This is a genomic window from Streptomyces sp. NPDC104309 (assembly GCF_055584025.1).
In genome coordinates this window covers 141693-162026 of sequence record NZ_JBVJMV010000014.1, presented here as the reverse complement: position 1 = coordinate 162026, position 20334 = coordinate 141693, and the positions used below count along the sequence as shown (strand labels likewise).

The following is a 20334-nucleotide window of genomic DNA, read 5'->3' as shown; positions in this document are numbered from 1 at the left end:
CAAACCTTTCCGGCCACAGCACCGGCTGCCCTGCCCGTTGGGCCGATCTCCGCAACCGCCTTCCCCACGGCTTCTCTTGAACGCGTTCAAGAGAAGCCGTAGAGTCCTCGACGAACACACTTGAACACGTTCAAGTCGGGGGGCTCGATGTCTGTACTGGTCGATCTGATCGTGATGCTGGGCATGCTCGTGGTGGTCCCCGCGGGGCTGCGGCTGGCAGGAGCGCCCGAGCTGGACCGGATGCGCCGTCTGTGGCCGCTCTTCGCCCTGCCCGGCGCCGTCGCTCTCTGGCTGCCGCGCGGCGTGCCGGCCACCGTCCTGGCGGCCTGCTACGCGCTCGGGGCCTTACTCCTGGCCCTGCATGCCCCTGCGCGGCTGCTCCACAACCGCGCGGACCCCGACGCGTCCGCCGTGGCACCCGCCGAGATCGCCCTGCTCACCGCCCTCGTCACCCCCTCGATCGCGGCCACCGCGCTGGTCGCCGAACGCTCGGGGCACACACTCTTCGGCTTCGGGCTCGGCATCCTCGCGCTCACCGTGCCGCACTTCCACTTCGCCGGATTCGCCGCCGCGCTCGTCGCGGGACTCGTCTGCCGGGTCGCCGACACCGCCGCGGGCAGGTTCGCCGCGCTGAGCGTCCCGCTGGGCACCCTGCTCGTCCTGATCGGCTACTTCGTCGGGGACTGGGCCGAGCTGGCCGGGGCGGTGGTCCTGACAGCGGGCATGTGGTCCGTCGCCCTCCTGACCTGGCAAGCGATCCGCGGCCGGCAACGGGACCGGATCACCCGGCTGCTGCTCGCCACCTCGTCCGCCGTGCTCGCGGTCACCATGGTGCTCGCACTGAGCTGGGCACTCGGCGAGGCCACCGGGCTCCCGCACCCCACACTGACCTGGATGGCCGCCACCCACGGTCTCGGCAACGCGCTGGGCTTCGCGCTCTGCTCGGTGCTCGCCTGGCAGAGGCTCCAGAACCCCACCGATCACGAAGGCAGGACCGCATGAGCGCCCTCAACTACTCCGAGGTCGGAGCCACCCGTCTGGGCCCGCTCCCCGACGGCTACCACCACCTCCACCACCGGACCCGGGTCGGTCGCGGCCGGGCCGATCTGGCGGCGGCGGGCGCGGCGGTCACCGACTGGCGCATGCATCGCGACAGCGGGGCCCGGGTCCACGCGTCGGCGGCCCGTGCCCAGGCCGGGGTCCTGGTCCGGGTGTCGCTCGGCGTCGGCCCGTTCCGGTTCACCGCACCCTGCCTGGTCATCTGGGCGGCGCACGAGAGCGATCGCATCGGATTCGGCTACGGAACACGCACGGGGCACCCGGAGCGTGGCGAGGAGTCCTTCGTGGTGGAGCTGGCGGACGACGGGACGGTGTGGTTCACCGTCATGGCGTTCAGCCGCCCGGCCGCCTGGTACGCCCGGCTCGCGGGGCCCGTCGTACCGGTGCTGCAGCGGTTGTACGCCCGGCGGCTCGGCACCACGCTGCGCCGGATCGTCGCCGAAGGGCGGAACGCGCGGCTCTGAGGGGCTGACCCGGGCCGTCGGCCCGATACTGGAAGCGATGGAGTGGTTCACCGCAGACGGGTACTGGCTCAGCCGGCTGATCTTCCAGCGGGCTCTCGCCGGTGTGTATCTGTTCGCCTTTCTCACCGCCGCGCTCCAGTTCCGGGCGCTGATCGGTGAACGGGGCATGCTGCCCGTGCCCGACTTCCTGCGGCGCACGGACTGGCGCAGCGCGCCCGGCCTCTTCCGGCTCCACTACTCCGACCGCTTCTTCGCCCTCGTCGCCTGGATGGGCTGCGCGCTCGCCGTCGCGTTGCTCGCGGGCGTGGACTCATACGTACCGCTCTGGGCGGCGATGCTGCTCTGGGCACTGCCCTGGGCTCTGTATCTGTCGATCGTCCAGGTCGGCCAGACCTGGTACGGCTTCGGCTGGGAGTCGTTGCTGCTGGAGACCGGCTTCCTCGCCGTCTTTCTCGGCAACGCGGACACGGCTCCACCGGTGCTGGTGCTGTGGCTGCTGCGCTGGGTGCTGTTCCGGGTGGAGTTCGGCGCCGGGCTGATCAAGATCCGTGGCGACGAGTGCTGGCGCAAGCTGACGTGCCTGTACTTCCACCACGAGACCCAGCCGATGCCGGGACCGCTGAGCTGGTTCTTCCACCGGCTGCCGAAGCCCGTCCACCGGGCCGAGGTGGCGGCCAACCACGTCACCCAACTCCTGGTACCGGTGCTCCTCTTCACTCCGCAGCCGGTGGCGAGCGCGGCGGCGGGGCTGATGATCGTCACCCAGTTGTGGCTGGTCCTCTCGGGGAACTTCGCCTGGCTGAACTGGGTGACGATCACCCTCGCCCTGTCCGCCGTCGACTGGTCCCTGTTCACCGAGCCGCCCGCACAGTCCGCGCCGCCCCTCTGGTACGAGATCGTCGTCATCGCGGTCACCGCGCTGGTGGTGTTCCTCAGCTACCGCCCGGCGCGCAATCTCGTCTCCCGCCGCCAGGTGATGAACCGCTCGTTCGACCCGCTGCATCTGGTCAATACCTACGGCGCGTTCGGGAGCATCAGCCGGCTGAGGCTGGAGGTCGTGGTCGAGGGCACGAAGGAGCGAGTGCTCCACGAGGGCACGGTCTGGCAGGAGTACGGATTCCGCGGCAAGCCCGGCGATCCGCGCCGGCTGCCGCGCCAGTTCGCCCCGTACCATCTGCGGCTCGACTGGCTGATGTGGTTCGCGGCACTCTCCCCCGCGTACGCGGGCCCCTGGTTCGGGCAGTTCGTGGAACGGCTGCTGGAGAACGACCGGGACACGCTGCGGCTGCTGCGTCACAACCCGTTCCCCGAGGCGCCGCCCACGCACGTCCGCGCCAGGGTGTACCGGTACCGGTACACGTCCTGGCGCGAACTGCGGGCCACCGGACGCTGGTGGCACCGCACCTACGTACGCGACTTCATGCCCCCCGTCTCGCTGAGGGCCGTCCCGTAGGTACCGCCCGGCTCAGCCCGACCAGGCGATCTTGAACACCCAGGCGTGCTTCCCGCTCCTGCGGGCCGCCGCCGGTACGTCGATCACCAGCGAGCCGCCCGTGGTGCGCCAGCCGAGCGGCCGGTCGTGACCGAGCAGGGTGACCCGGTCACCGCCGCGGATCGGCACCGGCGCCTCGACGGTCAGGGTGGAACCGGGCCGGGCCAGGGAGTGGATGTAGAAGGCATTGTCGGGCCGCACCGTGAACCGCAGGTCCTCGCCGAGCTGCGGCATCCGTGCCCAGTACGTGGTGTCGTAGATCGCCTCCCCGTTCGTCTTCAGCCACTCCCCCGCCTCGCGCAGCCTGCGCTGCATGATGTCGGGGATCGTGCCGTCGGCCCTCGGCCCGATGTCGAGCAGGAAGTTGCCGTTCTTGGAGACGATGTCGACGAGCGAGTGCACGATCTCCTCCGCCGTCATGTACTTCTCGTCCGGCGTCTGGGCGTTGTAGCCGTAGCTGTACGGGTCGAGGCCGCGGCTCGATTCCCACTTCGCGGTGACGATCTGGTCGTACGTCGTGTACTCGGGCGTCGTGAAGTCGTGCGGCCCGATCCCCGAACGGTTGTTGACGGTGACCTCGATCGGGCGGGCACGGTTCTTGGCGTGGTTGAAGTACTCCGCGAGCACGCGGTGACTGTCGTTGTCGCCGCCGATGTCGCACCAGAGGATCTCGGGGCCGTACCGGTGGATCAGCTCCAGCATCTGCGGGCCCTGGAACTGGGTGACGTAGTCCTTGCCCGCCGTGTACCCGGTGTACGGGACGGGCTCCAGGGTGTACGGATTGCGCGGGGCGTGGCCCATCCAGGGGTGGTCGGGGTTGAACCACTCGGGCACCGAGAAGTACAGCCCCGGGTGGAGTTCGGGGGTGTAGCGGCGCGAGGCGTCGAAGAGTTCCTTGACGAGGTCGCGCTTCGGCCCCATCTTGACGGCGTTGCGGTCGGAGAGCTTGGTGTCCCAGAGCGCGAAGCCCTCGTGGTGCTTCGAGGTGAGTACGTGGTACTGCGCACCCGCGTCCCGGAACAGCTCCACCCAGGAGCGCGGGTCGAAGCGCTCGGCGCGGAACCGCGGGATGAAGTCGTCGTAGGCGAAGGACTCTCCGTAGGTGTCGCGATGGTGGGTGTAGGTGGGGTTGTTGGGGTCCTGCATCTGGTTCCAGTACCACTCGGCGTACTGCGTGCCGACCGGAGCCCAGGCGGGTACCGAGTAGACCCCCCAGTGGATGAAGATCCCGAACTTGGCCGCCTGGAACCAGTACGGCGCCTGATGGGTGGAGAGGGATTCGTCGGTCGGGGCGTAGTCGGGGACGCCGAGGGTGAGCGAACGGCGGACGGTGGCGGCCTGCTGTCCGCGACCGCGGGCGACGACGTTGCCGTCCTGGGCGGTGCCGGGCGCGGTGCCGGGCCTGTTGCGGATGCCGATACGGACGCGGGCCTGGTCGCCGGGGGCGAGCCGGCTGATGCGGGCGGGTGCGACGGTACGGGCTCCGGGCACGTCCACGGCGAGCGTGAGGCCGTCCGCGGCGAGGATGCCGACCGTGCCCGCGTTGACGACGGTGGCCTCGACGCTCTGGGCGCCGGAGTCCAGCAACGAGGTGGTGGAGTGGGCGTCGCGCAGGGTCAACGCCCGCCCCTGGGCGGCTGGTTGGAGGGAGAGCGCGAAGATGTGCAGGGACGGCTTGCCGGCCTCGGCGGGCTGGGTGGTGGGCAGGGTGAGCGCGACGGCTTCCCTGGCCGGGTCGAGCGCGATCTCGCTGACGGCGATGGAGACCTGATGGCCGTCCTTGGCGCCGTCGGCCGTGTAGCGGTACGCGGCGGTGACGGCGCCGCTCCCCGAGTACCAGTCGGGGCCGCCGAGGACCGGGGTCGAGGTGGTGCCGTCGGCGTAGTGGACCGTGGCCCTGCCGGATGCGGCGCCGTAGCTGCACGCGGTGAGGAAGAGGCCGGAGAGGTAGCGGCCCGGCGGGAGGTCGATGCGCTGCCCGAGGGCGACGATGTTGTTCCTGACACCCGCTCCGGAGCCGGGGAAGAGAAACGCGGTGCCGTCGATGTTCCGTTCACCGGCGGGGAGTTCCTCGCCGGGGAAGGTGTAGCCGGAGCCGTCGAAGTTGCCGCCGCGGGCATCGGCGGTGTCGATGCCGTCGTTGTCGAACCAGCTGTCGAGGGGCACGGGGACGGCGGCGGGGACGGTGCCCCAGTCTCCGTCGTGGGCACCGGCCGCTGCGGGCGCTCGGGCGGCTCCGGTGCGCGGGGCCGCATCGGCGGTGGCGGGGATGAGCAGGGCGGCGCCGACTGCCGCCCCTGCCGTCATTCCGAGTACATGGCGTCTGGGAAGTTCGGTCATGACATCCGATGATTGGAGCACGAAGCGAACCTGTCAATGCAATCTTCCAGACAGAACGAAACCCGTACCCCACAACCATCCGATGACTAAGAGCGACCGGCACGTGGGGGGTGGGAGAAGGAGCGGGGCTGGGTGCGTGCAGCTGCAAGGCGGAGGAGGGAGGCAACGCGGAGTGTTGTCGACTGACGACAACGCCGCAGATGTGCGTGCCCAGCCCCGCGACGCCGCCCCCCATGTGCCGGTCGCTCTGAAGCGGATTCACGCCTGGGGCCGAACGATCCACGCCGGCCCCGGCCGGGTTCCCTATCTCGATTCCTCCCGGGCCCGCAGCAGCTTGGTGATCTGGCGGACGAGCTCGTCGTCGCTGGTCACGGCTTTGCCCGAGACCAAGGCGCCGAGGCGCTCGGCGGTCTGGAAGTCGTACGCGCGCTCCACCTCCGAACCCGGCACCTTGTCGTACTCGTCCTCGGCGCGGAAGCCGACGGTCAGCTGGACCACCTTCGCGATGAGCCAGGTGAGGATGAAGGAGAACGCGATCACGGAGACGATCGCGACGAGCTGTTTGCCCAACAGCCCCCAGCCGCCGCCGTAGAAGAGCCCCTTCCTGCCGCTGATGCGCGCGGTGGCGAACAGACCGACCATGATCAGTCCGATCAGCCCGCCGACACCGTGCACACCCACCACATCGAGCGTGTCGTCGACGTTGAAGCGGAACTTGAGCGTGATCGCGAAGGCACAGACCGCGCCCACGACGAGACCGGTGATCACCGCGCCGAGGGTGTTGATCTCACCGCAGGCCGGGGTGATGGCGACCATGCCGGCGACGGCCGAGGAGACGACGCCCATCGTGGTGACCGTGCCGGTGCGCCACTTCTCGACCAGCGGCCAGGTGATCATGGCGCCCGCGGCGCCGAGCTGGGTGTTGATGAAGGCGCCGGCCGCCGTGCCCTGGTCGCTCAGCGCGGAACCGGAGTTGAAGCCGAACCAGCCGAACCAGAGCAGCCCGACACCGATCACGACGAGTGGGATGTTGTTGGGCCGTTCCTCACGACGGGCGAAGTCGCGCGGCGCCCGCAGCACGAGCGCGACGGCGAGACCCGCGACGCCGGAGTTGAGTTCCACCGGCAGACCGCCGGCGAAGTCGAGCGCGCCGAGGTGCTTGACGATCCAGCCGTCCTGGTCGAACACCCAGTGCGCGAGCGGAATGTAGACGATGAGCAGCCACAGCACGACGAAGACGAGCCAGCCCTTCATCGTGGCACGGTCCGCGATCGAGCCGCTCACCAGCGCGACGGTGATGATCGCGAAGCCCATCTGGAACGTGCTGTAGACATACGTGGGGATGTGACCGGTCAGCGTGGTCAGCCCGATGTCGTGCATGAACACATGGTCGAGGTTGCCGATGAGTCCGGCGCCGCCGACGTCGGGGCCGAACGCCAGCGTGTATCCGATCGCCCACCAGACGAGCGTGCCGAAGGCGAGCGCGGCGAAGCTCATCTTGATCATCATCAGGATGTGCTTGGTGCGAACCATGCCGCCGTAGAAGAACGCCAGTCCCGGCGTCATCAGCAGCACCATGGCGGTGGCGGCGAGCAGCCAGGCGGTGTCGCCGGAATCGTACGCGGGTGGCATCGGCGCGGGAGCGGTGTTCATCTGTGGATACCTCGTAGGGGTGTGGGGGGGGCGGGTCGGTCGGGCTACGGTTTACGCAGGTCGGGTGCCGGATGCCCGGTGAGGAGCCGGTGCACGGACCGCCAGGCGGCGGCATGTGCGGCGGCGACCTCGACGGGGCGGTCGTCCAGGAGCCTGACCCAGGCGCCGCAGTCGCGCGGCAGCACGCTGACTCCGTACAGCACGCCGAGCCCGGCCAGCGCCTCGTGCAGGGTGTCGGCGATCTCGGTGGCCGGGACGCGGTCGGTGACCACGAACAGCGACGCGACGTGATCGTGCCCGGCGAAGACGCCCGGCCCGACGACGCCGTTGCCGGGCCCCTGCGCGCCCGGGGTCAGGCGCAGGGTGTCGATGGCGAGGAGGGTGCCGTCGGGCCGGGCGATGTGCAGGTCCGTGGCGAGGATCCGGTAGTCGTGGCGCTCGCCGCGGGCGAGCCGCCCGGCGGTGAGGGTGTCGCCGACGACCGCGGTGGCGCCGCTCGCGACCGTGACCTCGGTCCGTTGGTAGAACCGCGAGTCCTTGAAGGGGATCAGCGGGTCCGGCAGATACTCGACGTACGCGCCGGCCTCGGCCGTCAGATGAACGCGCTGGCTCGCGTAGTCGTGTTCCATCCGGAAGACCTTGGTGGCCGCCTGGGTGGTCAGATGCACCTGGGTGCCGGGACCGCAGCGGAAGTCCATCCGATAGCGGTCGGCCTGGGCGATGCCGCCGCCGGTCGCCATCAGATAGACGTGGCTCATCCCCGGCATGGCGGGGTCGATCCACAGCGGCCGCATGATCTGCAACGGGGTCTTCTGGTAGCGCTCGACGAGTTCGGTGCGCCCGCCCCGCACGGCGAAGGCCAGATCGAGGATCCCCACCTTGGCCGGGGAGCCGGGGGCGAGCGTATCGGGCACGGACGCCAGGGCCGCCACGTCCGGCGGGACACGGACCGCGGTGTAGTAGTCGGGGGCGAGACGGTCCGGGCCGGGGCGGGGCAGGGTGGGCCGCATGTCAGATCAGCGCCTTGCGGCGCGATTCGAGGTAGTCCGCGATGTGCCCGATGCCCACGCCGGTGAGGCAGTCGGTGAGAACCACCGGGCGGTCGTCACGGACCCGGTGGGCATCGGATTCCATGATGCCGATGTCGGTGCGCACATACTGCGCGATATCGATCTTGTTGATGACGAGCAGGTCGGAATCGGTGATGCCCGGCCCACGCTTGCGGGGCATCTTCTCGCCCTCGGCGGTGTCCAGGACGAAGAGGAAGAGATCGACGAGCGCGGGGCTGAAGGTGAGGGTGAGATTGTCGCCGCCGGACTCGTAGAGCAGCGTGTCGGTGTCGGGGAAGCGCTCCAGCATCTCGGCGCCCGCCGCCAGATTCATCGTCGGGTCGTCCCGCACGGCGGTGTGCGGGCAGGCGCCCGTCTCGACACCGACGACCCGCTCCGGTTCGAGGACTCCGTCGAGGGTGCGGCGGATGTGCTGGGCGTCCTCCTGCGTGTAGATGTCGTTGGTGACGACGCTGGGGTGATGACCGCGCTCGATCAGTACCGGTACCAGCGCCTCGATGAGCGCGGTCTTGCCGGATCCGACCGGTCCGCCGATGCCGACCCGCAGTACGTTGTCGTCCATGGTGCTCCTTGTTCGTGGGGGTGGTTGGATCAGCTGGCGAAGAGCCGGGCCTCGGCGCGTTCATGACGGCCCGACATGACGTCCGAGGCGAAGACGGTGGCGCCGACATCGGCGAGTTCGCGCCGCAGCGCGGCCTCGACCGCCACCTCGATGACGGGTGCGGCGCCCCGCAGCAGGGTCTGCGCCCTGCGGTGGTCGGTCAGCCGCAGTCTCAGGGCCGCTCCCGCGAAGCTGACGCAGAAGGCGAACAGGTCGGAGGCGACGGCCTGACGGACCGGCACACCGGTCGCCGCGTAGATGACCCCCGCTGCGACCGCCTGGGTTCCGGGTGCCTCCCGGCGTTCCACACGTGCGAAGTAGTCATCGATCTCGGGGCGGTCGAAGACTTCCTGGGCGAGGTCGAGAAGCTGCCGGCCGGTCCGGGTGGCGGCCTGACGCATCTCCCGGCCCAGCTTGGTGGCGAACAGATGCTCGTCGATTCCGGCCACGGCCTCCGGTTCGCCCGCCCGCGTCGCCCGGTGGGCGAGTGCGAGCGCGGTGGCGTCGGCCGGTCCGACACCGTGCAACAGCAGGTCTTCGAGCAGCGGCGACAGGCCGGCGGGGCCGACCGCCTTGGCCTGGGCGAAGCCCTCAAGGCTGTGCGACAGCGTGTAGAAGCCGCTCGGGAACGCCGAGTCGGTCAGCTGGAGGCTGACCAGCAGCGGTCCGAGCCCGGACCCGGGCGACCCGGCCCCGATGGCGGCGAGCTCCGTCGCGGTCGGGGCCGGGTCGCCCGGCATATCGCTCTCATCGCGGTACATCGAGCCCCTAGACCAGGAAGAACAGGTGGTTGAGGGGCAGTTCCTGGGCCGGGTCGATGGTGGCGACCTTGCCGTTGAGGGTGACCTTGAACGTTTCCGGGTCGACCTTGATGTCCGGCAGCGCGTCGTTGCGGACCATATTGTGCTTGCCGATGGTCCGGGTGCGGCTCACCGGCAGCACCTTGCGCTCCAGGCCCAGTTCGGCGGGGACCCCCGCGGCGATTCCGGCCTGGGACATGAAGGTGACGTGGGTGGCTTGCAGGGCCTTGCCGTACTGTCCGAACATCGGCCGGTAGATCACCGGCTGCGGGGTCGGCAATGAGGCGTTGGGGTCGCCCATCTGCGCCCAGGAGATGATGCCGCCCTTGATCACCATCTTCGGCTTGGCGCCGAAGGAGTGGATGGGCCAGAGCACGATGTCGGCGAGCTTGCCCTTCTCGATCGAGCCGATGTGGTCGGAGATCCCGGTGGCGACGGCCGGGTTGATGGTGATCTTCGCGAGATAGCGCAGCACCCGCTGGTTGTCGTTGCGGGCGGAGTCGCCCTCCAGCGTGCCGAGCTTGTCCTTGCAGTGGTGGGCGGTCTGGAACGCCCGGGTGACCGACTCGCCGACCCGGCCCATGGCCTGCGAGTCGGAGGAGAACATGCTGATCACCCCGAGGTCGTGCAGGACCGATTCGGCGGCGATGGTCTCAGCACGGACCCGGCTGTCGGCGAAGGAGACGTCTTCGGGGATGTCGTGGCTGAGGTGGTGACAGACCATGACCATGTCGAGCAGTTCGTCCACCGAGTTCTTGGTGTACGGAAGCGTGGGGTTGGTGGAGGACGGCAGGATGTTCGGCTCGCCCGCGACCCGCAGGATGTCCGGGGCGTGACCGCCGCCCGCGCCCTCGCTGTGGAAGGTGTGGATGGTGCGGCCGTCGATCGCGGAGCGGGTGTCCTCGAAGAAGCCGCTTTCGTTGAGGCTGTCCGTGTGGATGGCCACCTGGATGTCGTGCCGGTCCGCGACGCTCAGCGCGTTGTCGATCACGGCGGGGGTGGCGCCCCAGTCCTCGTGGACCTTCAGCGCGCAGGCCCCGGCGACGATCTGTTCGTCGAGCGCCTCCGGCAGGCTGCCGTTCCCCTTGCCCATGATGCCGAGGTTGACCGGGAAGGTCTCGGCGGCCTGGAGGAACCGGGCGATGTTGTACGGGCCGGGCGTGCAGGTGGTGCCGTTCGTGCCGTCGGACGGGCCGGTGCCACCGCCGATGAGGGTGGTGATGCCGTTGGTGAGCGCCTGCTCGGCCTGTTGCGGCGAGATCAGGTGGACGTGGGTGTCGATGGCGCCCGCGGTGGCGATGAGGTGCTCACCGGCGATGGCCTCCGTGCCGGGCCCGATGACCAGGTCCGGGTGCACGTTGTTCTGGGTCTGCGGGTTGCCCGACTTCCCGATGCCCGCGATGAACCCGTCCTTGATGCCGATGTCGCATTTGACGACGCCGACGACGGGGTCGATGACCACGACGTTGGTGATGACGGTGTCGAGCGCGCCCTGGGCGCTGGTGGCCTGTGGGTCCGAGGCCATGCCGTCACGCATGGTCTTGCCGCCGCCGTAGAGGACCTCGTCCCCGTACTGGCCCTCGCTGAAGTCCTTCTCGACCTCGACGACGAGGTTGGTGTCGGCGAGGTGGAAGCGGTCGCCGACCGTCGGGCCGAACATGTCGGTGTACTGCTTGCGCGGCAGGATGGGCATCAGTGCGAACCCTTCTTCTTCGGCTTGGAGTCCTTGGAGTCCTTGGAGTCCTTGGAGTCCTTGGAGTCCTTGGAGTCCTTGGAGTCCTTGGAGTCCTTGGAGTCCTTGGAGTCCTTGGAGTCCTTCGGGTTCTTCGGACTCCCTGCGTCCTTGGTGTTCCTTCTGCTCTTCGACGGTGTGCCGGAGTCGGCGTCGTTCCGGGCTCCCTGGAAGCCCTGCTCGATCGCCTTGCGGACGGCCTCGACCTTGGCCGGGTGGGATGCGAGGCTGCCGTTGAGCAACCCGCTGAAGCCGACGAGACGCCCGGTGCCGGCGTACGCGCACAGCTCCACCTCGCGGGTTCCGCCGGGTTCGATGCGCACGGAGGTTCCGGCGGGAATGTTGAGGTGCATGCCGAGCGCCTTCTGACGGTCGAACGACAGCGCCGAGTTCACCTCGAAGAAGTGGTAGTGCGACCCGACCTGGACCGCGCGGTCGCCGGTGTTGCTGACGGTGAGCTTGACAGTGCGGCGACCTGCGTTGATCTCGATCGGGTCCTTGCCGTAGAGGTATTTCTGACGGAACGTCATACGGTGCTCCTGGTGGCTGGGCCCGCACCCTTTACCTGCGGGTGCTGACGCGCGTACTGATGTGGGTGCGTGTGCGTGTGTGCATGTCCGTGACCACGGCCGTGGTCGTGGCCCTCGCCCGGCGGATGGGTGTGCGAGTGGCCGTGCTCGTCGGCGGCGGTCAGCCCGGTCGCGATGCCGTCGTCACCGCGCTCGCTCCACTTCCGCCGGGCATCGGCCACGCGCTCGGCGAGGACTCGGGCCAGCGCGGCGGGCGGCACCAGCGGACCGGCGCGTTCGACCCGCGTACCCGATACGTCCGGCACCTCGGGCGGTACGAACGCGGCCGGGAGCAGCACCACGCGGGAGGCGCCGAGCAGCCTGCAGCGCCGCACCCCCTCGACCGGATCGGGATCGCCACCGCCGAACGCGACCTCGACCAGGGCGTGACTGCCGAATCGGCGGACCAGACTCGCGACCCGGTACAGCTCGGCGTCCTCGAACGGATCACCGGACGGGGCGGTGACGAGCAGCGCCGCGGCATCGGGGGCGCGGACCGCGGCCGCGCGCAGCCAGGCGACCAGGTGCCCGGAAGTGCCGAACGGCTCGGCGAGCACGGTCCCGGATCGTTCGTCGGCGGGCAGCGCGCGCAGCGTACGGGCGGAGTCCGCGACGAGCTCCGGGTCACGGCCCAGCGTCATGGGGACGACGCACACCTCCTCGCCGCCGCGCCTCAGTCCGGCGACGCTCCGGAACAGCTCGCGTCCGCCGGGTACGACGGTCACCGCGGGATCCACCAGGCCGCGCAGCGCCTTCCCGTACGCGGCTTCATGCCCGCACACGGCGATCACCCGGCAGCGGTCGGACACCGGGCTCAGCCGCCGATGGGGTCGTGACAGGACACCAGCTTGGTGCCGTCCACGAAGGATGCCTCGACCTGCAGCAGCCCGAGCATGTCCCGTACGCCCGGCATGGTGTCGTCCTCGCTGACGATCTGGCGGCCGAGTTCCATGCAGTCGGCTACACTCCTGCCGTCCCGGGCGGCTTCCAGGATCGCTTCGGTGATCAGCGCGACGGACTCGCTGTAGTTGAGCTTGAGACCGCGGCCCTGGCGTTTACGGGCCAGGTCGGCCACGACGTACACCAGCAGTTTGTCGATCTCGCGAGGTGCGAGGTTCATCGTCAGTACCTTCCTCGGGGCTGTGCGGACAGGGGTGGGGAACGTCCGTGGGCGGGCGGGGTCAGTCGCTGCGGCGAAGGCGCGTCAGCAGCGGTACGGCTGCCATGAACGCCCAGGTCGTGAGGATGAACGGCCAGGTGAAGGTGTGGCCGCCGAACGACTTGAAGAAAGACGTCAGTGAGGCCGTGAGGCCGGTGGTGGCCGCGGCCCCGAAGAGCGCGTACGCCCCGTTCCACACCGTGTCGGTGAGAAAGACCGCGCCGATGGCGATGGCGACGAGAACAGCGTTGTATCCGTAGATGCCCTCGGCGATCAGCGCGGTGGGGGCACCGAGTGCCCAGGCCGCGACGATTCCCATGACGCTGCCGGCCGCCGCGTACAGCACCACGCGCACTCCGGCCAGAGCCAGGCCGACGAGCATGATGAGCCCGACGTACCACTCACCCACCAGGAAGATCTGCGACACATTGGTGAAGAAGGCGTGCCACAGGTGGTCCCACGAGATTCCGGTGTCCCCGGTGGTGACGCTGGAGACGGCCTTCGGGGCACCGTGCCAGACCCGGTGGAAGGACGGCGCCCCGAGCACCATGACGCCGGAGACCAGGCAGAACGGTGCGGTGAGCGCCGTCAGTCCGTAGGGGGCGAGCAGGTTGGTCAGCGCTGCCATCAGCAGGGTGCACATGATCGCGCCGACGACGGTGAGCACATAGGTGGCGGGGTGGTGTCCGAGCGAGGCGACCAGCGCGATGCCGGTGAGGCAGCCGCTGTAGCCCTGGAGGCCGAGGGCGATGCCCGACCGGTCCACACCCAGCGCGTAGGCGGTAGCCGTGGAGAGCATCGTGCCGAGCGTGGCGAACAGGCCGATCTGCCAGCCCGCGACCCACAGCCCGGCGAGGATGAACGCGCCCGTCCAGATCCCGGGTTGGAGGTCGACCTGCCCGACTCCACGCACCGATGCCAGGAGATAGGCGGTCGGCTGCCGGCTTTCGAGCCTGCGGACGGCATCCGGCTCGGCGATGGACAAGGCGGGCTCCAACGGTCGGGCGGAGAGGGCCGCTCTCATGACTGTGCGGAGCGGTCGAAGAACCACTCACCGCCATCCATACATATGACGGGCCTTTTTTCCCCTTATGAGCCGTTCGGTAGATCCATTCGAGTGCGGACCCGAGTCGTTCAGCGTGCTGGGGGTCCCGCATCCGGCGGCGCTCATTACGTTCGCCGAATGTCCCCGAAGATGGCGCTTCACCGTTTCACCCACCCCGATCACCATCCCGGCGTGCAGCTCACCGTCGTCGCGGTCGTCGCGGTCGGCGGCGCCGCGGGGACTGCGGCCCGCCGCGGCGCCGAACTCCTGTGGCCGACCGGCCCCTCGGCGTTCCCCTGGACGAGCCTGCTGGTCAACGTGGTGGGCTGCTTCCTCATGGGTGTCCTGATGGTCACCGTGAAACTGCGATTTCCCGGCGCGCCCCGTCTGATCAGCCCGCTCCTGGGCACCGGCCTGCTCGGCGGGTTCACCTCGTTCTCGCTCTACACGGACGACGTCCGGCAGCTGTTCGAGGCCGACCGGGCCGGCTACGCGGTCGGCTACCTGCTGCTGACGGTCGTGGCCGCGTCGGCCGCCGTGACGGCGGGAGCGTTCGCCACCCACCTCGCCTTCGGGCGCGACCACCGCACACAGGACGGCGCCTGATGCTCGACTGGCTGCTCGTACTCGCCGGCGGGCTGGTCGGCGCGCCCCTTCGCTACCTGCTCGGGGTGGATGCCAAGTTCCGCCTTCACACCGTCTTTCCGTGGGGCACGTTCGCGGCCAATGCCGGTGCGGCCCTGCTCCTGGGCTTCCTCGCCGAGGCGGTGACCCGAGGGGAACTCGGACCCCGGCTCCAGCTCCTGCTCGCCACCGGATTCTGCGGCGCCCTGTCGACGTGGTCGACGTTCTCCTACGAGCTGCTGACCTTCACCTCGGCTCGCCGTCCGGGCATCGCGGCCGGCTATCTGGTGCTGACCGTCGGCGCGGGCGTCGGGCTCTCGTTCGCCGGGGCCGCGGTGGCGGACACGGTCCTGTGACCGGCGGACGCGCCGGAACGACCGAGCTCCGGCCCGCCCCTTGCGGGAGGCGGGCCGGAGCTCGGGGGTGAAGCGGTCGGACGCGAAGCGGTCAGTCGATGCCGGGCAGGATGTGCGGCTCGGCGAGGTCCTCCTCGTAGCCGGCCAGCCGGATCGGCGCGGACCTGGCCCAGACCTCGATGTTGCGGAGCTTCTCGGGCCTGCGGGCCCGCTCTCCGTATCGTTCGGCCGAAGGCTTCTCGTGCTTCGTCAGTTCTGGTGTCGTCACCGCGCACTCCTTTGTGTCGCGTAGCCCCGGGCGTCGCCGGCACCCCGGCCTCATTACCAGGAGTCGGCCACCCGCGAGGGGCGGGGGAAGGAACAGTACGGTCGCGGTGGCGCCGGGTACGGGACGGGACGGCGACTTGGTTGACAAGCCTGTCCCAGGACGGTCGGGGAGGGTTCGTGGACTCCTCGATGACGTCCGTTCACATCAGAGTAACCAAATGAGCGCGTTCCCGCTCGATGGAATGTGTGCTCTAGGTCACTTTCAGCCACCGGATAGGGAAAAGACCCGGCCAGGAGGGGTTCCCGACCGGGTCCATGACCCCGCGCGCACGCCGCGCCGCCCGTTGCCTACCAGTTGGCGGGCGCGTAGTCCTTGAGGAAGCAGCCGTACAGTTCCTCGCCCCCCTCGCCGCGCACGATCGGGTCGTAGACGCGGGCGGCGCCGTCGACCAGGTCGAGCGGGGCGTGGAAGCCCTCCTCGGCGAGGCGGATCTTGTCGGGGTGCGGGCGCTCGTCGGTGATCCAGCCGGTGTCGACCGCGGTCATCAGGATGCCGTCCTTCTCGAACATCTCCTGGGCGCTGGTGCGGGTGAGCATGTTCAGCGCGGCCTTGGCCATGTTGGTGTGCGGATGGCCCGCGCCCTTGTAGCCGCGGCTGAACACGCCTTCCATCGCCGAGACGTTGACCACGTAGGCGCGCTTGGCGGCGGTCGCCGCCATCGCCGGGCGGAGCCGGCTGATCAGGATGAACGGAGCGGTGGAATTGCAGAGCTGGACTTCCAGCAGCTCGATCGGCTCGACCTCGTCGACCGTCTGGATCCAGGTGTTGGTGTCATGCAGATCGGGCACGAGACCGCCCGCGTCGATCGCCGTTCCGGCGGCGATCCGCTCCAGGGACGCAGACCCGGTGACCAGGGCGAGCTCGGTCACGTCCTGCGCGCTCAGGCCCTCCTTGCGGGCGGCGGGCAGCGCCGCGACCCGGTCGACGGTGCCACTGCCGAAGGTGCCGATGACCTCGGCGGCGGGCAGTTCGCCCGCCGGAAGAGGAGCGGACTCGGCGTGGACCAGTTCGCTGTACGCGTTGGCGGAGCGGCGCACCGTCTGCGCCGCGTTGTTGATCAGAATGTCCAGCGGGCCCTCGGCGGCGACCGAGTCCGCGAGCGCGACGACCTGGGCCGGGTCGCGCAGATCGATGCCGACGATCTTCAGCCGGTGGATCCACTCGTCGCTGTCCGGCATCGCCTTGAAGCGACGGATCGCGTCGTTGGGGAAACGCGTGGTGATGGTGGTGTGCGCGCCGTCGCGCAGCAGCCGAAGCGCGATGTACATGCCGATCTTCGCGCGACCGCCGGTGAGGAGCGCGCGGCGGCCGGTGAGGTCGGTCCGCGCGTCGCGGCGCGCTCGGTTCTCCTGGGCGCACTGCTGACAGAGCTGGTGGTAGAACGCGTCCACCTCGACGTACCGGGTCTTGCAGATGTAGCAGGACCGGGGGCGCTGCAGGACGCCCGCGATCTCGGCACGGGCCGAGGACGACGGCAGGATCCCCTGTGTCTCGTCGTCGATGCGGTCGGCCGAGCCGGTCGCGGTGGCCTCGGTGACGGACTTGTCGTGCGCGGTCTTGGCGGCGCGGCGCTCCTGACGGCGGCGCTGCTTCACGGTCCGGTAGATCCCGGCCGTGGCACGGCGCACGGCGATGGCGTCGGGGTGGTCGACCTCGATGGTGTCGAGGTCGTCGAGCACGCTCAGGCAGACGGCCAGCCGCTCCGGGTCGATACCGGGACCGAACTCCTCAGTACCGGGAGCGAGCTCCGGGCTGTCCTCTGTCACCGTCATTGCCGTTCCTCTGTCACTCGTCTCTCGTGGCGCCGACCGCCGTACCGGGTCCTGTCGGGCCGAACGCCCCGGTCAAGTCTGCCATGCACCTGATGCTGCTCCGTTCGTGTGGCGTGTCCCGCGAGGTACCCCGTGGTGCGCCGGGCGCGTCATCGCGTGACTTCACGTGACTTCACGTGACTTCACGTGACTTCGCGAGGGCCGAACCGCTCCGCCTCGCGGGTTCCTCCACGGTTCGGTCACATATGCTTCCCTGCGATACGGCCGGAGCCGGGCCGTACCGGTCCGTACACAGGGGGTGGACAGTGGCCGAGCCCCCCATGGGCGGATCCCCAGCACAGCCCGTACAGCCCGTGCGTCCGGCCGCCGTCCCCGTACAGAACGGGCGTCCCCCGGCCGACAGCGGTTCCGTCTGGGATGTCGATGCCGTGATCCTGCTCGTCGAGGACGACGCCGGTGACGCGCTCCTCGTCGAGGAGATGCTCGCGGACAGTGAGCTCGACTCGGCGTTGACCTGGTGCAGGACGCTGACGGAGGCGCGCCGCTTCCTGGCCGGCTGCCGGACCCCGTGCTGTGTCCTGCTCGATCTCCACCTGTCCGACGGGTACGGCCTGGACGCCGTCACCCGGATCGTGGAGTCGGCGCCCGATGCGGCCATCGTGGTGCTGACCGGCAGGTCCGAGGCCGATACGGGCCTGTCTGCCGTGGCGACCGGTGCCCAGGACTATCTCGTCAAGGGCCGGCTCGATCCGGAGGCACTGGGGCGTTCGGTCCGCTACGCCCTCCAGCGCAAGCAGGTCGAGCGGGCCGCCGCCGCGTTGCGCGCCAACCGGCTGATGGCTCAGGAGAACGCCCGCCTGGAACGCGGTCTGCTGCCCGTGCCCCTGCTGCACGACGACTCCTTCGAAGCGGTGGCGCGGTACGCACCGGGCCGGGCGCAGGCCCTGCTCAGCGGTGACTTCTACGACGTGGTGCAGACCTCCGACGGCACGGTGCACGCGGTGATCGGCGACGTGTCGGGGCACGGGGCGGCCGAGGCGGCGCTCGGTGTCTGTCTGCGGGTGGCGTGGCGCACGACGGTGCTGTGCGCCACCGGTCAGGCCGAACAGGTCCGGCTGCTGGAGGAGATCCTCGTCGCCGAACGCTCCGACCCTCATGTCTTCGCCACCGTCACCTCACTGGTCTTCACACCGGAAAGACGCCGAGTGCGGGTGGTGCGGGCCGGTCACCCCGGCCTGCTGCTGCGCGGAGGTGCCCGGGTGAGCTGGATCGAGCCCGAGCCGGGCATGGCGCTGGGACTGCTGCCGGGGACGGGGCGCTGGAGCGTCTCGGAGCTGTCGCTGCCCGGGGACGGCCGGATCGTCCTCTTCACGGACGGCCTCTTCGAAGGGCGTACGGGGCCGAGAACCCGGCTCGGCGAGGACGGGCTGCTCGCCATGGCCCGCCGACACGGGTCACTGGCGGCCCGCGCCTTTGTGGACACCCTGGTCGACGAGGCCGCCCTGGCCGCGTCCCCGTACGGCGGCCTCGCCGACGACGTGGCCGTGCTCCACCTGGGCTGGGGGCGGGAGGAGCCGCGATGAGGGGCCGGGAAGCGCCACCGGGCCCCCGCCGCCGTCCGACCGCCCGTCTGTCGGTCCAGAACCGGGTCCATCTGATTCTCGCCGTCTTCGTGCTGGTCGTCTGTGCCGGACTGACCGTCGGTGGTCTCGTGCTGGCCCGGATATCCGACTGCACCACCGAACTGGTGGACCGGATACAGCCGGCGCGCTCGTCGTCGTTCCAACTGCAGAACGCCCTGCTGGACCAGGAGACCGGGGTCCGCGGATACGCGCTCACCGGTGATTCGACGTTCCTTCGGCCGTACGAGGCGGGGATGCGGGACGAGAAGCTGCGGCTGGCCAGAGTGCGCGCGCTGGTCGGGAACGAGCAGCCCTTCGCCCGCGATCTCGACCGGATCGCCGCTGCCGCGCGGGAGTGGCGCAGCGTGCACGCCGAGCCGCTGGTCGCCGCGGTCCGGCAGGACGGCCCCGCGTCCGAGTCCTCCGCCCCGATCCGGCGGAGCAACCGCGAATTCGACACCCTGCGGCGGCTGTACGCCACCCAGCAGGCACACCTCGACGTGGCGCGCGACCGGGCTCGCGCCGATCTGAGCACGGCCCGCACCACCCGCGACCAGGTGCTGATCTCGTTGGTCCTGGGCTTTCTGCTCGCGGTCCTCTCGCTGAGTCTGCTGCTGAACCGGATGGTGGGCCGGCCGCTGAGCCGGCTGACCGCCGCCTCCGAGACAGTCAGCTCGGGGGAGTTCCACCATCGGATCGAGGTGGACGGCCCGTCCGATGTGCGGGCGGTGGCGGCGGCCGTGGAGGACATGCGCCGCCGTATCGTCGAGGAGCTGGCCGAGTCCAGGGAGCGCGAGACGCTGCTGGCGGACCAGACGCGGGAGCTGCGCCGGTCCAATGGAGAGCTGGAGCAGTTCGCCTATGTGGCCTCGCACGATCTGCAGGAGCCGCTGCGCAAGGTCGCCGCGTTCTGCCGGCTTCTGGAGAAACGGTACGGCGCGCAGCTCGACGACCGGGCGCGGCAGTACATCGACTACGCGGTCGACGGCGCCGGGCGGATGCAGGTGCTGATCGACGATCTGCTCACCTTCTCCCGTACGGGCCGGGTGCACGAGAAGTGGAAGCCGGTCGGCCTCGACCGGACCCTCGACCGCGCGCTGGCCAATCTCGCGCTGGTCGTCGAGGAGTCCGGTGCGACGGTCGTACGGGAGGGGCCGCTGCCCGAGGTGACCGGGGACGCGACGGCGCTCGCCATGGTCTGGCAGAACCTGATCGGCAACGCGGTGAAGTTCCGCCGCCCCGACGTGCCGTGCCGGATCACGGTCGGCTGCGCGCGGGAGGGCGACGACTGGCACTTCCGGGTGGCGGACAACGGCATCGGAATCGCGTCGGAGTCAGCGCAGGACGTCTTCGTCATCTTCCAGCGACTGCACAGCAGGGACGAGTACGAGGGCACGGGCATCGGTCTGGCCCTGTGCCGGAAGATCGTGGAGTTCCACGGCGGCCGGATCCGGCTGGACCCGGAGACCGCCGAGGGCGCCTGCGTCCGCTTCACCCTTCCCGTCGCTCCCGCCCTGCCGGCGCACCCGACGGCAGAACCGCTCGCCGTGGATCCTTCCGCCGCAAGGCACGGCCATGGCTGAGATCTGCCGGGTTCTCCCCGGAGTGGGACCGTTCGTCGCGGGTAGGCGAACGGCGAGAAGCTGTC

At 69.9% G+C, this 20334-nt stretch carries 19 protein-coding genes; 7 read left to right on the top strand and 12 right to left on the bottom strand.

Features of this window, described 5'->3' with window-relative positions:
• The first annotated feature begins 147 nt into the window (after positions 1 to 147).
• From ACZ68L_RS22015 to ACZ68L_RS22005, 3 genes are read left to right on the top strand one after another with little or no spacing between them, the layout of a single operon-like run.
• Positions 148 to 1002 (top strand): YndJ family protein, encoded by an 855-nt coding sequence (locus ACZ68L_RS22015; RefSeq protein ID WP_469579391.1) that lies wholly within the window; start codon positions 148 to 150, stop codon positions 1000 to 1002.
• Positions 999 to 1523: a DUF1990 family protein gene (locus ACZ68L_RS22010; protein ID WP_469579389.1), complete on the top strand. Its 525-nt coding sequence runs from the start codon at positions 999 to 1001 to the stop codon at positions 1521 to 1523. The genes ACZ68L_RS22015 and ACZ68L_RS22010 overlap by 4 nt, the downstream gene beginning before the upstream one ends.
• A 37-nt stretch (positions 1524 to 1560) precedes the next feature.
• Positions 1561 to 2976, top strand: coding sequence for a lipase maturation factor family protein (locus ACZ68L_RS22005; protein ID WP_469579388.1), 1416 nt, complete (start codon positions 1561 to 1563; stop codon positions 2974 to 2976).
• A 12-nt stretch (positions 2977 to 2988) separates the two neighbouring features.
• Here the strand turns inward: ACZ68L_RS22005 and ACZ68L_RS22000 are convergent, their stop codons facing one another.
• The 10 genes from ACZ68L_RS22000 to ACZ68L_RS21955 form a co-directional block, all read right to left on the bottom strand.
• Positions 2989 to 5355: an alpha-L-fucosidase gene (locus ACZ68L_RS22000; protein WP_469579386.1), complete on the bottom strand. Its 2367-nt coding sequence runs from the start codon at positions 5353 to 5355 to the stop codon at positions 2989 to 2991.
• 303 nt (positions 5356 to 5658) lie between these two features.
• A complete protein-coding gene (locus ACZ68L_RS21995; RefSeq protein ID WP_469579384.1) occupies positions 5659 to 7008 on the bottom strand; it encodes an ammonium transporter in 1350 nt (449 codons plus the stop codon).
• Positions 7009 to 7052: 44 nt separating this feature from the next.
• On the bottom strand, positions 7053 to 8018 hold the full coding sequence (locus ACZ68L_RS21990) for an urease accessory protein UreD (RefSeq protein ID WP_469579383.1): 966 nt from the start codon (positions 8016 to 8018) through the stop codon (positions 7053 to 7055).
• A gap of 1 nt (position 8019) precedes the next feature.
• Positions 8020 to 8640, bottom strand: a complete 621-nt coding sequence (gene ureG / locus ACZ68L_RS21985) for an urease accessory protein UreG (RefSeq protein ID WP_469579382.1) — start codon at positions 8638 to 8640, stop codon at positions 8020 to 8022.
• A gap of 29 nt (positions 8641 to 8669) precedes the next feature.
• Complete coding sequence (locus ACZ68L_RS21980) at positions 8670 to 9440, bottom strand: urease accessory protein UreF (RefSeq protein WP_469579379.1); 771 nt, start codon at positions 9438 to 9440, stop codon at positions 8670 to 8672.
• 7 nt (positions 9441 to 9447) lie between these two features.
• A complete protein-coding gene (ureC, locus tag ACZ68L_RS21975) occupies positions 9448 to 11172 on the bottom strand; it encodes an urease subunit alpha (protein ID WP_469579378.1) in 1725 nt (574 codons plus the stop codon).
• Positions 11172 to 11741, bottom strand: a complete 570-nt coding sequence (locus ACZ68L_RS21970; RefSeq protein WP_469579376.1) for an urease subunit beta — start codon at positions 11739 to 11741, stop codon at positions 11172 to 11174. Before ACZ68L_RS21970 ends, ureC begins: the two co-directional genes overlap by 1 nt.
• Positions 11738 to 12589 carry a cobalamin biosynthesis protein CbiX gene (locus ACZ68L_RS21965; protein ID WP_469579374.1) on the bottom strand — a complete coding sequence of 284 codons (852 nt, stop codon included), beginning with the start codon at positions 12587 to 12589 and terminating at the stop codon, positions 11738 to 11740. Before ACZ68L_RS21965 ends, ACZ68L_RS21970 begins: the two co-directional genes overlap by 4 nt.
• A gap of 5 nt (positions 12590 to 12594) precedes the next feature.
• Complete coding sequence (locus ACZ68L_RS21960; RefSeq protein ID WP_266750742.1) at positions 12595 to 12900, bottom strand: urease subunit gamma; 306 nt, start codon at positions 12898 to 12900, stop codon at positions 12595 to 12597.
• Between the two features lie 61 nt (positions 12901 to 12961).
• Positions 12962 to 13924: an urea transporter gene (locus ACZ68L_RS21955; RefSeq protein WP_469579373.1), complete on the bottom strand. Its 963-nt coding sequence runs from the start codon at positions 13922 to 13924 to the stop codon at positions 12962 to 12964.
• Between the two features lie 198 nt (positions 13925 to 14122).
• On the opposite strand from ACZ68L_RS21955, the gene ACZ68L_RS21950 reads away from it, so the two are divergent.
• The gene (locus tag ACZ68L_RS21950; protein ID WP_469579371.1) at positions 14123 to 14590 is read left to right on the top strand and encodes a fluoride efflux transporter FluC; all 468 of its coding nucleotides are present in this window, start codon (positions 14123 to 14125) and stop codon (positions 14588 to 14590) included.
• Complete coding sequence (locus ACZ68L_RS21945; protein ID WP_469579370.1) at positions 14590 to 14964, top strand: fluoride efflux transporter FluC; 375 nt, start codon at positions 14590 to 14592, stop codon at positions 14962 to 14964. Before ACZ68L_RS21950 ends, ACZ68L_RS21945 begins: the two co-directional genes overlap by 1 nt.
• 91 nt (positions 14965 to 15055) lie before the next feature.
• On the opposite strand, the gene ACZ68L_RS21940 is transcribed toward ACZ68L_RS21945, so the two are convergent.
• Both ACZ68L_RS21940 and ACZ68L_RS21935 read right to left on the bottom strand, forming a co-directional pair.
• The gene (locus tag ACZ68L_RS21940; RefSeq protein ID WP_361444592.1) at positions 15056 to 15232 is read right to left on the bottom strand and encodes a hypothetical protein; all 177 of its coding nucleotides are present in this window, start codon (positions 15230 to 15232) and stop codon (positions 15056 to 15058) included.
• Between the two features lie 347 nt (positions 15233 to 15579).
• Positions 15580 to 17064, bottom strand: coding sequence for an SDR family NAD(P)-dependent oxidoreductase (locus ACZ68L_RS21935; protein ID WP_469579368.1), 1485 nt, complete (start codon positions 17062 to 17064; stop codon positions 15580 to 15582).
• A gap of 320 nt (positions 17065 to 17384) precedes the next feature.
• Here ACZ68L_RS21935 and ACZ68L_RS21930 point away from each other — a divergent pair, with 320 nt between their 5' ends.
• Together ACZ68L_RS21930 and ACZ68L_RS21925 are read left to right on the top strand one after the other, a co-directional pair.
• The gene (locus ACZ68L_RS21930; protein ID WP_469579366.1) at positions 17385 to 18647 is read left to right on the top strand and encodes a PP2C family protein-serine/threonine phosphatase; all 1263 of its coding nucleotides are present in this window, start codon (positions 17385 to 17387) and stop codon (positions 18645 to 18647) included.
• Positions 18644 to 20269 carry a sensor histidine kinase gene (locus ACZ68L_RS21925; protein ID WP_469579364.1) on the top strand — a complete coding sequence of 542 codons (1626 nt, stop codon included), beginning with the start codon at positions 18644 to 18646 and terminating at the stop codon, positions 20267 to 20269. The genes ACZ68L_RS21930 and ACZ68L_RS21925 overlap by 4 nt, the downstream gene beginning before the upstream one ends.
• Positions 20270 to 20334 lie beyond the last annotated feature (65 nt).